Raw genomic sequence first — 15,788 nt, forward strand, 5'->3', positions numbered from 1 at the left:
GCATGTTTCAGGACTTTCTCAGCGCCAATGCTTTGAGGCGCATTAGTGAAGGAATATCGGGATTCTTTCGAGCTAATGTAACAAAGAAGAATTGGCGCTGAGAAGTCCACGCAGTGCGAGTTGAACAGTGTGTTACTCTGTGTTGCCAGCGCTAACAATAGCTCACTATTTCTGCACACTGTCGCCTTGATTAACAAGTTGTGCATTCTCGCTGAAATAGAGTATCTTCAGGTATCATGGGTATAATCTGCTTCCCATGTTATAGGCCACTCATCAGCAAACTTAGAATGCTAATAAACTCATTTCTTTTATGGTTAACAATTATTAATTATTCAGCTGCGTAATAATCACATATTGTTTTACGGATGTTATATCTTCCCTTTGTGAGGTCGTGTGCATGGATAAAAATATAATTATTCTGTCATTATTACTTTCTGGCTTAACGCCTTTCTCTGCGCTTGCTTCTTCTCACTATGTTGATATTTATGCCCACAGAGGCTTCAGAGCCATTGCACCCGAAAATACATTACCTGCTTATGATGCTGCATTAAAAATGGGCGTCGATGTTATTGATATGGACATCAATATGACAAAGGATGGCGTCTTAGTTGTAACTCATAATCTAACGCTAAATCCACAAACCACACAAGATGCGAATGGTAATTGGATAACAAAACCAATACCCATTAAAAATCTATCGCTGAAACAACTGCAACAGTACCAAGTGGGTAACATTAAAGCAGGCTCAGAGTTTCAGCAAATGTACCCTCATCATATTGCAATGAAAGATGTTCATATCCCGACACTCGAACAAGTCATTCATTTTGTAAAAGCCAATGCCAAATATCCTGTGCGATATCAAATGGAGATAAAAACAGATCCAACTCAAAAGGAACTGTCTGTTTCCCCAGAGGTAATTGCTAAAGCACTCGCCATGGCAATAAACCAAAACCACATAAGCAATCAGGCCGAAATTCAAGCGTTTGAATGGCAGGCGCTTGTTGATATACAGCAACTCATCCCAGGAATTCACACCGCCTATTTAACTGAGCCAGAGTATGATCCCGACAACACACAGGCTGAATATAAAGTAGGAAATGGCAAAATTTGGACAAGCCCATTACTTGCCAGTAATTATGATTACGATTACCCAAAAATGGTAAAAAAGTTGGGTGGTACGTTTTGGGAGCCTTATGAACAAGACGTAACTCAACAACAAATTGAGCATGCTCATCAATTAGGTATTAAAGTTGTACCTTGGGGCTGGACTGAGCACGAACATACGGATTTTAACTACACAAAAGTAAATCAACTGATTGATTGGGGCGTTGATGGCATCATTACCGACAGGCCGGATATTTTGAAAGGAATACTCGCAGTAAAAGGTCTACCCCAACATTTCAAGCACACTTGATTAACTGAGTATGTTCGGGTCATTAAACCTAGTTAACCTTATATTGTTAGTTAATATTTATATCTATAATTGATTGATTCATTCATCACACAAAAAATTAAAATTATGGCCTTTTTACAAGCTGTATCTAGATTGATATCACATAAAGCTGGAACATACGAGCAAAGGCATGATGCTCAACTGGTCAAGAAGCCAGATACATACCAAAAACTTCAAAGCACTCCCGATGCAGGAATATTTTATGTAAGGCCAACCACTGAAGGGCAATCAAATTCGATAAGTGACTTTCATACAACCCCATCTGAAAGTATGTCTGAAGGTACTCCAGAAAGGTATTCAGGAAATCTCGAAGGTTTACTTTACAGTGGTCGATATCCCAAACTATCAGGAACAAAAGCTCGAACGCTCACAACTGCTATAGCAACAGTTATAGGTTCGCATCACTATTTTGCATTTAAACATCAAGTAAAACAAGATTGTATGATCCATGAACTTAAACAAAATATAAAGAGTGAGAACAGATCTGCCGTAATAGCAGGCCTTCACCATATTCTCTCGGTAAAGCGACAAAGTGATGTTAGCGTGACAGAGCCCTCTAGAGGAACATCATTTCAACAAAGAGGGCCCTTGAAGTATAGTAACCGAAATACGAATGAAGTAAATGAGAGCGCAGTGAATTACAACTACAAGCTAGGACAATTAAAATATGAAGCAAAACATTTGCTTAATGAGCTTGGAGAAACAGTGACAGATTAGCCTCGCGCTGGGGGCTAGTTTGACTCAGGACAACTCAAGCAGACTGAAAAAGGAATAAAAGTCATTTAATTCGAAATCAGCTGTAATATCGTTGGAGTTAAGTCGTTTATTGAAATTACACCAGCACGTATCAAAACCCATTTGATTGCCGCCTAGAATATCAGTATCGAGATTATCGCCAACCATGAGCACTTTATTAGGTGTTGGATTACTCATTTTTTCAAGGGCATATTCAAAAATCTTACTCTCAGGTTTGGCTGCGCCAATTTCTTCAGATATGACGAGTAAATCAATAAATTGATCAACTCCAGTATTAGTTAAGCGTTTTTTTTGTAACGCAGTAAAACCGTTGGTTACAATACCAATATTTGTTTTTGAGGATAACGTTTCCAACACTTCAAGCACACCTTCGATAGGTTGACTCACAAAAGCCATCGCATCTAAAAAACCGGCGTTAAGTAGCCCTGCTTCAACACCCAGCCTGTCAGACCAAATATTAAAGCGAGTCACTTGTAACTGTTGTGCAGTGATGTTGCCCGCTTGATATTGAAGCCATAATTCATGATTTACGTGTTGATATTGTTGATAAACGGTTTCTGTAAACGTTACATCATATTGCTTAAACAAATGCAATAATCCAGCATGTGCATCAAAATGAAACAAGGTTTCATCGGCATCAAACAACACCCATTGATAAGGAAACAACGTAAACACTCCAAAATCAAATAAAGGATTATTTTAGTAGAAACACGACTTGCACTCTATCACTAAAGGTGATTTTTGAATTTTGATAGCTATTATCAGTTGCAGCGGCACTACTGAACATCATTCTGTCTTTAAATACAGGTTGTTCCGATGGTTGCATATTTTGATAGCGAATTTCCCAAACACCTGCAAGCTTTGAGTCAAACCCTTTTGCGAGTGCTCGGGCTTTTGTTTTTGCGTCTTTAATTGCTAGAGCTCTCGCTTCTTCTAAATATTTATTTTTATCTTTAACACTGAAATTGATGCTATTTACTTGGTTGACCCCTGACTTAATCGACTCATCAAGTATTTTGCTTACTTTGTCGAGGTTTGAAACTGTTAACTTAATATCTCTCGATGCTCTAAAACCAACGAGCTGTCGCTCTTGCTTTGGCGGGTAACGATATTCAGTGCTTAAGTTTAAATTAGCACTCGTAATGTCACCTTTCTTCAGATCAAATTTTGTAAGGCGTTTCATTAAGTTGGCCACAGCATGATCGGCATCCTCTTTTGCTTCGATTGCCTTGGGTTTAACGACACTAACTGAAATCGAGATGTTTGCGGTATCTGGTTTTACTTCAATTTGGCTCACGCCAGTAACATTGATGTGCGGTTGATTAAACTCTGCAGACTGGGCAACATTCGCCAATAAAACTAAATTGGCCATTAAGCCAATAGAAAAGAATTTAGTCATGTTTTTCATCATTCACTCCACTCAAACACTTATCAGAACAATTTACTATGTGACAATTGGATGAAGACTCTAGTTCAACTCAATATTAGATTAAAACTATTCGCAATCTACCTCAGTTTTTAATTGAACTTTAATAACTAAGGTTCATTAAACCGATTTAATTTCGATTGCTTGATTGGTAAAAGGCAGCTCACTATCATTATATTTTATTTCTAAAGCTGCTTTCACTATGTCAATTCGAGCCGTTCCTCCATCAGCTGCAAGTCATTCTTACACAGAAAGAGGGCAATACTGTAAACAAGTTGAGCAGGCTAGAAGAACATTACTGAAGTCATTTAAGCTTAAAGGTGACAATCAGGAACTCAATCAGCTACTACACGCTTACCATAATTACATCTCAGAGCCAGAAACAAGCTTAGCCTTTCATCAATCCCCTATTCAACTTTTGGAGGCATTTCACAAACTAAAGTCATCTTTATCATCTGAAAGAAAAGACCAATTATCTATAAAAATAAATCATATAGAACAACATTTAACCGTATCGGTTTCAGGGACAGAAATTTTCTCCATGCGATCAACACGATGCAAAGAGTTGGATCCGACTCTTTTCACTAAATTATCTTTAGATCATGCGTCACTATTAATGGCTGAAAATGTTAAAGCCTTGTGCCTTCAAGAGGACATACACAAAATTTGTGACTCTATGCTATCTACTTACGGAGAATTTCTTAAAAAAAGTGATAGTGACTTTAAAGAAGCAGTAGAACAAGCGGTTGATGCTTTTCTAAAATTAAAGCGACGCCTTTCGAAGCTTCAGGGCTCTTGTGTTCAGCTTAAAGTTGATATTGCTCAGCGAACAGTAGATTTTAAGGTTAACGGAGCAAATATATTGACATTCTCATGCCACTTTCCTTGCGATACTCCAAGCAAAGCTCTTATTAAAGTGGTCATGAAATTATTCCTTACTGAATCCCCACAGGAGCACAGTTCAGACGTTGCGAGACTAGCTATTGCCGCAACAAGCGATAGGCTTAGAATTATAGACACATTGTATTATTTAAATAAAATTTTCCCAAAACTGTCCTCTACAGCGCAAAGAGCATGTCGAATTGATAAGCGGTTAGTACCTACGGCTCGACTTCATCTTGGTATTCCGCCAAATATCATTCCTAAACATTGCACTGCTGCAACAATCGAAGTTTGTGGTGTCTCCTTTTATTTTGCTGACTTATGCGGATACGAATTGAGTCAAGCGACTGAATTGGAATCTTTAATACTAAACGCCAATATTGCTCAAGAAGCAGAATATCAAGAGAACCTTAAGCAGCTAAAAGACATCAAAGAATGGTATAAACAAAAACTGAAAGCTCTTGTAAATAAAGAGCTTGATATCGATGCTCTAAAGCAACTGTGTTCGGATGACGGCGAACTTTATCACGCAATGAGTAGAGTAAAAAAAATAGTCCCTCTGGTAAGTTCTCTTACTCCTAATGAAGTTCGTACTTCAGATGAAGACTTCAAACAAGGTTTGTTAGAAAGCTTAAATAGACTCAGTTCAAAATGCCATAATAGACTCAATCAATTAATTACACTCAAACAACTTAAAAACGAATGTAATGCCATAAGAACACCATATACAGAGGAGCTAGATCATTTAGTCAAAGAAATGCACAATATGGATGCAGAAGTCGGTCAAGTTGCAACCAGTACAGAGGACATTAAGCATCGTGACACTACTCAGTTAATACGACCATATCGACAACTCGAAGCATTCTTATTACTCATACAAAAATCACCCCCAGCCTTTGCGCAATCGTTACGATTGTTAGTTAAGAGACTACCGCGGTCAAATACAATTGAAGTTTACATTGGGGTACGTTCATCTCGTAAGAATATTCCAATTAGCAAAGTCAGTGTGTCTTTTGCAGATAGCATGGAGTTCTTGAACCGACAGCGATACCCGCTTACTAAACTCATAAACTTAGGTGAACTTCCAAAACACCATCACAAACAACATAGAGCGATCTCTGCTTTAGTCAAAAGCATGAATATCCGTATTCCATTAGCGCAGTATGCTCCATTAGATTTTGTGCAATCTGCCGAAGCGTTAAAGTGGCTATATCAAGATTCAGAGCATTTTATCTCAAAGAATGTTATTCAATGCCTTCATTTTCGGCAGAAACGCACGCAAGCGATTTGCTTTTTTGTTGCGGTAGATGGTGAGGTTTCTCTCGCAATGTCAATTTCACCAACAAACGACCAATATAGAAATGTTGAACAATTACTGCATCAAGAAGCTTTAGCTGACAAAGAATTTGATGATTTACAAGACGCTAAGCCGAAACTGGTGGAACATCAAAATGCGGCTTTTAAAGAAGCTGAGCGAGCATACTGCAGCCTCACTTCTCAAACAATGGCTTCAGAAACACTGACACCTCAACAGCACGCTTCGACTATTGACCAATTGCAGATACATTCACAGTTCTTATCTCAAGACCAAGGGAGAGCCGATGACAGACAAAGGCTTACTCCTAAACAAACACAATATGCAAATGGTGAAACCAAAATAACTTCAAAACCTAAATCACAGCCAAGCTCAACGTATACACTCGATGATTTAACACACTTAAATCATGCGCAAAAACCTGCTTGGAGATTACAGCCTAAAGCCAAAGAAATAGCAGAATCTAGGGAACAAATGTTTTCTCGATTACATAGCGATGTAACCATCAAACAAGCCTGCGTTATTTTTAATGCTTTAGTGGCAACAAACCTGACAGCTGCTACCCGCGCAAATGCAGCCCTGAGACTTTTCGAAATCACAAAGTTAGACTCAAATTTTGACTTCATTTTCAAGCAAAACGACTCTTTACAACTGACTTATAAGGGCAAGCTTATCGCCCATATTCCTTGCTCAGTTACTAATTGGAATACGGCGATTAAACCAATCCAAATAGGAGTGACAAGTTTAATCACCCGCAGTTCATCATTGGGAAATCCAAGTACGATGATTGAGGCGTTTGAATCGAGACTGAATCAAGACATGAAGTCTAATAATATTGAACAGTTGGCACTCCCAACCGGACTCACTGAATTTAATGTTGATGCAAGAATGCCAGAGATGATGTTAACTCAATCTGAAAAAAGTAAATCGACAACTTCATCTTCAACTTTGGTGGAAAATTTGAATGCTTATATAGCAACCTTGGGGCCTAAAGTGGATTTATTGAAAGAAGCTAGCACACCGAGATATAAAAGGTTGATGAGACAGTGTGGAGAAGCAAAAGCACTTTTAACTGATAGTGCAGCTTCACAAATTGCTGCAGGAAGTAGAGTTCAAGACCCTTCAAATGACACTCAATTCACCATAAAACAACTATTAGAAATTTGCAGTTAACTGAATAATATTTAAGGAGCAGTAATATGACTCTTTACTGCTCTTTTTTCCATAATTAGAGCGAAATTAGTGCTTCACTCTCAAGCAACTCCGTCGCCATCTCAATATCAGGTCCAAAGTAACGATCACGATCATAATGCGACACTTTTTCACGTAAACACGACTTGGCATTAGCAATTGGTTTACTTGGCTCAAGCGGCGCTCTAAAATCTAAACCTTGCGCAGCAGCTAGCCACTCGATAGCCAAAATACCACGCGTGTTTTCTGACATATCACGTAAACGTCGAGCAGCAAAGGTAGCCATTGATACATGGTCTTCTTGGTTAGCTGACGTCGGTAAACTATCAACCGATGCTGGGTGTGCAAAAGTTTTATTCTCAGACGCTAAAGCAGCAGATGTCACCTGCGCAATCATAAAGCCTGAATTTACACCACCATTATCCACTAAGAATGGCGGTAGTTTTGATAGGCTGGAGTCAATCAATAATGCCATTCTGCGCTCTGATAACGCACCAATTTCTGCAATCGCAATTGCTAAATTATCAGCTGCCATTGCCACAGGCTCAGCATGGAAGTTACCGCCAGAAATAATGTCGCCATTATCAAAAAATACCAGTGGGTTATCGGTCACGCCATTAGCTTCTGTTTTAAGAACTTCAGCAGCATTACGAATTTGGGTTAAGCAAGCACCAAGTACTTGTGGCTGACAACGCAACGAATACGGATCTTGTACTTTTTCGCAATTTTTATGGCTCTCACAAATCTCCGATGTCTCACCCAGTATGCTTCGGAACATCGCTGCACTATCAATCTGATCTTGCTGACCACGAATTTCATGAATTCGAGCATCAAACGGGCTGCGACTGCCCATAGCCGCCTCTACACTCATTGCACCAATCACGGTTGCTTGAGTATGAAGGTCTTGCGCATTAAATAAGCCTTCTAATGCTAATGCTGTTGAAGCTTGTGTGCCATTCAATAGCGCTAAGCCTTCTTTTGCAGCAAGATCAAGCGGCTTGATACCCGCTAATTTTAGTCCTTCTTCTGTATTTAATATCTGGCCTTTATAACGCACCTCACCTTCACCAATAATTGGCAGACACATGTGAGCCAATGGTGCTAAATCGCCTGAAGCACCTACTGAACCTTTTTCACGCACGCACGGATACATTTCAGCATTCAACATGGCGATCAGAAATTCGATCACGACTAAGCGGATACCTGAGTAACCTCGGCTAAGTGAATTTATTTTAAGTAACATCATTAAACGAACGGTTTTATCATCCATAAAACGGCCAGCACCAGCGGCATGTGATAAAACAATGGAACGTTGTAGCAGCTCAAGATCTTCAGCAGCAATTTTAGTATTGGCGAGCAACCCAAAACCGGTGTTAATGCCGTAAACTGTCCTTCCTTCCTCTAAAACCGTTTGTACCATTGCTGCACTGCGGTTGATTCCTTCAATCGCTTTATCTGACAATGACACCTTTATCGGGTTACGACTCGCAAAACGCATTTGCTCAAGGGTCAGTTTTCCTGGTTGTAATTCTAACTTATGCACGGTATTACTCCTTAACCTTGAGAATTCATCATTGGCAAATCTAAGCCTTGCTCTTTCGCACAATTTTTTGCGATGTCATAACCTGCATCGGCATGGCGCATGACACCTGTGGCCGGGTCATTCCATAATACTCGACCGACGCGTTTAGCTGCAGCGTCACTACCATCACACACAATCACAACACCAGAATGCTGACTAAAGCCCATTCCAACACCGCCACCATGATGTAACGATACCCAAGTAGCACCGCTTGCTGTATTCAATAATGCATTCAGTAAAGGCCAATCAGAAACGGCATCAGAGCCGTCCATCATTGATTCTGTTTCTCTATTCGGACTCGCAACTGAACCTGAATCAAGGTGATCACGGCCAATGACAACAGGCGCTGAAAGTTCGCCAGTTTTAACCATTTCATTAAAGGCCAGCGCTAATCTTGCTCGATCTTTTAATCCTACCCAGCAAATCCGAGCAGGTAAGCCTTGAAATGCGATGCGCTCACGCGCCATATCCAACCAATTGTGCAAATGTGGGTTGTCTGGAATTAATTCTTTTACTTTGGCGTCGGTTTTATAAATGTCTTCAGGGTCACCTGAAAGTGCTGCCCAACGGAACGGACCAATACCTTCACAGAAAAGTGGACGAATGTAAGCTGGTACAAACCCTGGAAAATCAAACGCATTTTCAACGCCGACTTCAAATGCCATCTGACGAATATTATTTCCATAATCCAATGTTGCGGCGCCGCGTTCTTGCAGAGCTAGCATGGCTTTAACTTGCACAGCCATCGACGCTTTCGCAGCGTTAACCACAGCAGCTTCATCTTTTAAACGCTCTGTTTGCGCTTGCTCTAATGTCCAACCTTGTGGCAAATAACCATTGAGTGGATCGTGTGCTGAGGTTTGATCGGTGACCACATCAGGGGTAATACCTCGTTCCACAAGCTCTGCAAATACATCTGCAGCATTAGCCAATAGACCAACCGAAACGGGTTTACCTTCTGCATTTGCCTTATTCATGATATCGAGCGCTTCATCCAATGTTTGGGCTTTTCTATCGACATAGCGAGTACGTAAGCGGAAATCGATACGAGTTTCATCTACTTCACACACCAACACAGAAAATCCCGCCATTGTGCCAGCTAATGATTGTGCCCCCCCCATGCCACCTAAACCACCAGTTAGGATCCAGCGCCCTTTCGCTTCACCATTAAAGTGCTTTTTAGCAACGGATACAAAAGTTTCGTAAGTACCTTGAACAATGCCTTGAGTGCCAATGTAAATCCACGAACCGGCCGTCATTTGGCCGTACATCGCCAATCCTTGCTTATCAAGCTCATTAAAATGTTCCCAGTTAGCCCAGTGTGGCACTAAGTTTGAGTTAGCGATCAACACTCTTGGTGCGTCACTATGGGTTTGAAATACGCCAACAGGTTTACCTGATTGCACCAATAATGTTTGGTCATCTTCAAGGCGCTGTAATGTTTCAATGATTTTGTCATAACTTTCCCAGTCACGTGCTGCACGACCAATGCCGCCATACACAACTAAGTCTTCTGGTCGCTCAGCAACATCAGGATGTAAATTGTTCATTAACATGCGCATTGGCGCTTCGGTTAACCAGCTTTTGCAGCTTAGTTTTGTTCCATGTGGTGCCAAAATTTTACGGCTACTGTCATGTCTTTTGTCCATGTCGGGTACCTTCTTTAATTACGTAAGTTAGTATTTACTTATTAATTTATTTTATTGTTTAGTATTTTTAAACTTGAACCAGAATCATTAGTCAGTGAACATTCACATCCTTAGAAAGACATATGACCACCTAAGTAGAAGCGATTACCTGGATGAATTAATTTTGCGAAACTGACAGCACCTTGATTAGACCAAGTCCGTCTTGAGATCACCAAACATGCTTCCATTGTTTTAAGTTCAAGTTTTTGTACTTGCTCAATGGACGGTAAAGCGGCTTGAATTTTATGATGAGCCTTCGCCAATGGTGCAATCTGAGAAAGGTATTCATGTGGCGTTTGTTGATTAAAATTCTGATCTAAATATTCGGGAACTAGAGTTGGATTCACATATCGAATTTCTAATTGCAAGGGTACGCCTTGCTCATAATGTACAACTTCGGAATAATAGACTGGCTTATTAATTTCGATACCTAATGCCATCGCAATTTCAGCATCAGCAATAGAGGTTCTTAATTGTAATTGGCGTGCTTGATAGCCATGACCACGCGATTTAATTTCGTCTGCAATATTATTGATGGCCAACACTGATGACTGAGACTTTAATCCAGCAACGAAAGTACCAATCCCCTGACTGCGTTCTAATATTCCTGCATCCGTTAATTCGGACAATGCTCGTCTTGCTGTCATTCGGCTACAGTTGAAATTTTGCGAAAGTTGATTTTCTGATGGCAGCTTTGTGCCTTCTTCCCACTCGCCCATTTCAATTTTCTTTACGATGTGTTGCTTAATTAATGCAAACTTTGCTCTTGTCACATTCGCTCCGTTTTTTATCGCAGTGGTGGTAAACTCAACAAAACTTGAATAAAATATATATTGTATATACAAGTAAAGACAAGATATTTTTTAATCTTTTTGAGGAGAATTTGCTCAATGGCGCAATGGGATCAGCTTTGGATTGACGTTAATATTGCCACAATGGCGCTTAACTCGGACGTGCCGTATGGAGCCATTAAAGAAGGCGCCATTGCGGTAAAAGACGGAAAAATCGCTTGGATTGGTACGTATAAAGATTTACCCAAATTTGACGTTTTCAGTACTCCTATCTACAAAGGCAAAAACCGTTGGATCACACCCGGTTTAATTGATGCCCATACTCATTTAGTCTTTGCTGGTAATCGTGCCAATGAATTTGAAATGCGCCTTAATGGTGCCAGCTACGAAGACATCGCTCGTGCCGGAGGTGGAATTTTATCAACCGTTCAAGCTTGCCGAGACGCCACTGAAGAACAATTGTTTGAACTAGGAAGAAAAAGACTCAATGCTCTAGCCAAAGAAGGCGTAACCACCGTTGAAATAAAGTCAGGTTATGGACTCAATACAGAAACAGAAGTAAAACTACTGCGTGTTGCTAGAGAGCTTGGACTGCATCATCACATTGATGTCAGCACCACTTTTCTTGGTGCTCATGCTATTCCGGCAGAATTTAAAGATGCTGGTGCAGATGCATACATTGACTATGTGATTAATGAGATGCTCCCTAAAATAAACTCTGATAATTTAGCTGATGCTGTTGATGTTTTTTGTGAAAACATAGCTTTTAATCTTGACCAAACACAACGTGTATTAACGGCGGCAAAATCATACGGATTGAACATTAAACTTCATGCTGAACAACTCTCCAATTTAGGTGGCTCAACATTGGCAGCTAAAATGGGGGCTTTATCGGTTGATCACATTGAACACCTTAATGAGGATGGAGTAAAAGCCTTGAGCCAATCAGATACCTGCGCAACCATACTGCCTGGTGCATTCTACTTCTTACGTGAGACTCAGCAACCTCCGATTGAATTACTCAGACAATACAATGTTCCAATGGTAGTTGCGAGCGATTTTAATCCTGGCTCGTCACCGATTTGTTCAACTTTATTGATGCTGAATATGGCATGTACTTTGTTTAAGTTAACACCAGAAGAAACCTTGAAAGGGACAACAATCCATGCTGCGAAAGCGTTAGGTATGGCTGAGTCAATTGGCAGCTTAGAAGTCGGTAAGCAAGCAGATTTTTGTTTATGGGATATTGATTCGCCAGCTGAGCTTTCTTATCGATATGGTGTTAATCCGTGCCTACAAGTGATTAAAAATGGGCAAGTTCTGCCAATTCATAACCACTGATAACAACCAGAGAGTGATTTTCATATGAATTACTCTCTCTTTTTAAGTGCATCATAAAGGTTTTGTAGCCTCACATCAGGTTTTAACCCTGGCTTTAAAAACTTACTAAGTGGCAATCCTGCGGCTTTAAAGAGCTGTTTAACTTCTTCTAGCTGAGCTGACGTCGTCTTTTGTGCGTATTCATCATCTTCAGCGGGTATTTCTATTGTACGTAGTAAACCAATCATCACTTCAATTTGACGCAATCGTGCGGCATGTTTAGCTTCTGTAGACTTTTCATCGGCTTTATAATCGTGATATTGCTGTTTAACATTACGCACAGTAAATGCACCGATGTTAACGCCTGCCGTAGTCACACTGATACCCAAACCAGCTCCAGCTCCAGCACCAGACAATTCAGCAATGGCTGCTGCAATATTGGCTACATCTAAGGTCATTTTGAATGCTTCACGTTTTATCCGCTTTTCGTTGACCCTTTTAAGTCCACGAACTAAGTCATATCGTTTGGCTTCGTCAATGGTAGAGGTATCGACTTGATCATCATATTCTGATTCAAACGCTAATCTTTTCAACTCTGCTTTATTAGTTTGATTAGTGTCTTCATCAACAACGCCTGATAACTCACTATCATCTTTGAATGACTCTTTAAGCGTCGTTTTGTACTCTGACATTTGTGCATACGATCTGACGGCCTGAGTCAAACTTACTGCGCGTTCTGCAATGTCCAATACCGAAACAAAAATGCTGAGTCCAGGAACCGCTTGCCCTGCAGCAGTGCCTGCTTGTCCTGTGAGTGTTAGTATTTCTCTTGATGCCGTGGCTAAGCTTCGACCTACAGATGCCAACTCTTTAGTAAAATGTGCACTGAGCTTTAAAAAGTCGAGTGCATTGTCTGCTAATTTAGCGTCTGCTGGTGCATTTTTATCGAACATTTTTGAGTCTTGCATTTCCCTAAATACACTCAGTAATCGCACTAACTCGTCCTTGATGGTCACCAGAGAAGTTTTAAACTGCTTTGCCGCAGTAACTCCTTTAGGTAATGTGTTAATGAGTGCCCCCATATCTTCGTCACCAACCAAAGCCGATAATGCAATTACTCCTACTTCAGCTACATCTAGTGCTTCAGATGCCAATTTTGATAATGACTCTACATTCTTAGTCAGTGTTTCATCGTCGAATTCTTTCATGGCTTTTACAAGTTTGATGACTTGCTCACCAACACTGAGACCATGTATAAACAACTTCGCTTCTTTAGGTCCTTCATCCACAGTAGGGTAAGCCCTAATTGCACAAGCCAACCCACTGACGTATGTTCCAATGTCAGTGGCTTTAGACAGATTGCCTTCTTGTTTTTCAGTAGCCACCACGGATTGAAGTTCGGCTTTTGCCGCCACTATCTGTGTAAGATATTGGTCTTCCTGTTCTTCGATCTCAGGATTTTCAGGTTTTGAAGCTATAGGGACAACACTGCAACATTTACTGCTGCATGCTACGGGAATTGCGACTGAAGCGCCTACTTGGAACAACCCATTGGCGAGCGTTTTCTCTTCATGTGCTCCTGTTGAGTTATTACGCTGTTTCACTTCTGGCTGTTCATGCTCTACTTCATGACCATAAGCTGGAGTAATCATGGCTCGATTCATTTCCATGAGCGCTTTACTGATTGCGCCATTTTTCCAATCCCCAGTTAGTGGGTTGCGATCCGGCACATATTCATCTTGAGGGCTCTCATTAACTGAAGATGTTGTACTTCTACTCGGGGATCTCAATACAGGCTTTTGCGCAGCTATTTCGTCGGTGTTTAATTCTGACGGCTCCTGCTCTCGGATCATTGCTACATTAGGCTGAAAACTGACCCTTCGTGCTCTTGCTTTTTTAACTGGGGATTCGAACACCTCATCCTCGTATGACATTTCTCTCGAATATGGTGATGAACTTGCTGACGGTAAGTTGTTCAATGAGCTTTCAGGCGAAAAATTCATACTGGCTTTGGGTAGTGAATGGCTCATTTGTCTAGAAAGAGAATTGCGATCTAGTCGTCTTTTTGCACTGAGAGGCTGGCTAAAATCACTATTTTGTGAAGTACTTCTGGACAGTTTGTTGTGTGAACGAGTTCTTCTATAATTATCACGAACCTCTTGTCGTCTCTGATTCACTTCGCTACTGGTTGCTTGTAATTTTATCGATGCTTCTGAATGTGTAGACGCTGCGGAATGTAAACGTTCAATTTTTTCTTCTAATTTTTCTCTTCGTGTTTCAACTTCAGTTGTAGGAGCAGAGAGTTCATCCGCAATTTGATCAATTTCCATTTCCTCTATTTCGCTCGAGGTGCGTTCAACATCAAATTTTCGCTCAATCAATATAGGCACAAATCCGTGTTGCCGACTTTCGACATCTATCGGTACAACTCTATCTACTGGGTGTACTGCCCGATATTTAAGTAACCCTAAAGTATCTTCTTCTGGGCGGTAACTGGCATCAAGCCTTGCTCTGTATTGCAATGCTTTGTCATGTATTTTATCTGGTATCGCTTTAAATGCTCTCACCAACTTGTGCCCAAAAGATTCTTTATTCGCCTTTAAAATGGCTTGTTCGTAATCTTCAATGCTCATTGAACGAGCGACTTTTGGCTTCCCAACCTCCTCTTGCAGATCTTCGGTTTCCTCGATTTGCCCCATGCTATTCATGCGTTGATAATGACCAAATTCAACATCATCAGTTTTATCTTCTGCAATCGATTGTTCATGATCTAAAATGGCGTCATACAATACCAAGCGGTACTCTACATATTCTTCTGGCGAACACTTATTCGCCAAATCCTTAGCAATCTCGACTTCATTAACATGATGAACATGTGATGCTGCGCCGTGACGACATAACAATGCCATAGCATCAGGAGAATACTCCTCAGCATGCAATGCCATGTAATTTAAGAAATGGATACCATCTACCTGTAGGTGGCTTAAAGTTTCAGGAGTAAGGGCTTCAAGTGTGGTTAATACATTTTCACGACAAACGCTTAACGCATCATATTCCCGATTTAACACAAGCATTAATGGAGAAACACCTTCATTGTCTTTTCTGAAAAATGCACTTGAGCCATTACCCAGTAATTGAGTTATCAACTTTGATTTAGCCGAATTGGACAGATTTCTACTTCTCAATACAAGATGTAATAAATTTTGATTTTTATCATCCGTTGAGTTGATATCAATCACATCAATATTTGCTAGTGCTTCTAGGCTGACTCTTCTACACAAATATTATGGAAATTGAACTTATTATCGTTTCGTTGATCTGATCAGTAAATTACACTAGATAAGGCAACGCATCATGTCAATTTTCAACCAAGATCTATGGTCA

At 40.4% G+C, this 15,788-nt stretch carries 10 protein-coding genes; 4 read left to right on the top strand and 6 right to left on the bottom strand.

Going from position 1 to position 15,788, the window contains the following annotated elements; genetic code table 11:
- The first annotated feature begins 397 nt into the window (after nucleotides 1–397).
- A complete protein-coding gene (locus JQC92_RS17280; protein ID WP_205000807.1) occupies nucleotides 398–1,414 on the top strand; it encodes a glycerophosphodiester phosphodiesterase in 1,017 nt (338 codons plus the stop codon).
- 69 nt (nucleotides 1,415–1,483) lie between these two features.
- The gene (locus JQC92_RS17285) at nucleotides 1,484–2,170 is read left to right on the top strand and encodes a hypothetical protein (protein WP_205000808.1); all 687 of its coding nucleotides are present in this window, start codon (nucleotides 1,484–1,486) and stop codon (nucleotides 2,168–2,170) included.
- Between the two features lie 24 nt (nucleotides 2,171–2,194).
- On the opposite strand, the gene yjjG is transcribed toward JQC92_RS17285, so the two are convergent.
- Nucleotides 2,195–2,884: a pyrimidine 5'-nucleotidase gene (gene yjjG / locus JQC92_RS17290; RefSeq protein ID WP_420851326.1), complete on the bottom strand. Its 690-nt coding sequence runs from the start codon at nucleotides 2,882–2,884 to the stop codon at nucleotides 2,195–2,197.
- A gap of 19 nt (nucleotides 2,885–2,903) precedes the next feature.
- Nucleotides 2,904–3,617 (bottom strand): SIMPL domain-containing protein, encoded by a 714-nt coding sequence (locus tag JQC92_RS17295; RefSeq protein ID WP_205000810.1) that lies wholly within the window; start codon nucleotides 3,615–3,617, stop codon nucleotides 2,904–2,906.
- Between the two features lie 220 nt (nucleotides 3,618–3,837).
- Here JQC92_RS17295 and JQC92_RS17300 point away from each other — a divergent pair, with 220 nt between their 5' ends.
- The gene (locus tag JQC92_RS17300; protein WP_205000811.1) at nucleotides 3,838–7,005 is read left to right on the top strand and encodes a hypothetical protein; all 3,168 of its coding nucleotides are present in this window, start codon (nucleotides 3,838–3,840) and stop codon (nucleotides 7,003–7,005) included.
- Nucleotides 7,006–7,060: 55 nt separating this feature from the next.
- On the opposite strand, the gene hutH is transcribed toward JQC92_RS17300, so the two are convergent.
- The 3 genes from hutH to hutC all read right to left on the bottom strand — a co-directional run bounded on the left by hutH (nucleotide 7,061) and on the right by hutC (nucleotide 11,066).
- The gene (hutH, locus tag JQC92_RS17305; protein ID WP_205000812.1) at nucleotides 7,061–8,566 is read right to left on the bottom strand and encodes a histidine ammonia-lyase; all 1,506 of its coding nucleotides are present in this window, start codon (nucleotides 8,564–8,566) and stop codon (nucleotides 7,061–7,063) included.
- An 11-nt stretch (nucleotides 8,567–8,577) separates the two neighbouring features.
- Nucleotides 8,578–10,254, bottom strand: a complete 1,677-nt coding sequence (hutU, locus tag JQC92_RS17310; RefSeq protein ID WP_205000813.1) for a urocanate hydratase — start codon at nucleotides 10,252–10,254, stop codon at nucleotides 8,578–8,580.
- A gap of 110 nt (nucleotides 10,255–10,364) precedes the next feature.
- On the bottom strand, nucleotides 10,365–11,066 hold the full coding sequence (gene hutC / locus JQC92_RS17315; RefSeq protein WP_205000814.1) for a histidine utilization repressor: 702 nt from the start codon (nucleotides 11,064–11,066) through the stop codon (nucleotides 10,365–10,367).
- A 117-nt stretch (nucleotides 11,067–11,183) separates the two neighbouring features.
- Between hutC and hutI the strand changes: the two genes are divergently transcribed.
- Nucleotides 11,184–12,425 (top strand): imidazolonepropionase, encoded by a 1,242-nt coding sequence (gene hutI, locus JQC92_RS17320; RefSeq protein ID WP_205000815.1) that lies wholly within the window; start codon nucleotides 11,184–11,186, stop codon nucleotides 12,423–12,425.
- 29 nt (nucleotides 12,426–12,454) lie between these two features.
- Here the strand turns inward: hutI and JQC92_RS17325 are convergent, their stop codons facing one another.
- Entirely contained in the window at nucleotides 12,455–15,643 is a 3,189-nt protein-coding gene (locus JQC92_RS17325; protein WP_205000816.1) for a hypothetical protein, read from the bottom strand.
- Nucleotides 15,644–15,788: the final 145 nt, after the last annotated feature.

It is taken from the genome of Parashewanella hymeniacidonis, from assembly GCF_016900895.1.
Lineage (GTDB): Bacteria > Pseudomonadota > Gammaproteobacteria > Enterobacterales > Shewanellaceae > Parashewanella > Parashewanella hymeniacidonis.

Excerpts from the sequence above, each read along its gene's own strand:
- hutU (WP_205000813.1), bottom strand. The coding sequence starts at position 10,254 with ATGGACAAAAGACATGACAGTAGCCGTAAAATTTTGGCACCACATGGA.
- hutI (WP_205000815.1), top strand. The coding sequence starts at position 11,184 with ATGGCGCAATGGGATCAGCTTTGGATTGACGTTAATATTGCCACAATG.
- JQC92_RS17295 (WP_205000810.1), bottom strand. The coding sequence starts at position 3,617 with ATGAAAAACATGACTAAATTCTTTTCTATTGGCTTAATGGCCAATTTA.
- JQC92_RS17300 (WP_205000811.1), top strand. The coding sequence starts at position 3,838 with ATGTCAATTCGAGCCGTTCCTCCATCAGCTGCAAGTCATTCTTACACA.
- JQC92_RS17280 (WP_205000807.1), top strand. The coding sequence starts at position 398 with ATGGATAAAAATATAATTATTCTGTCATTATTACTTTCTGGCTTAACG.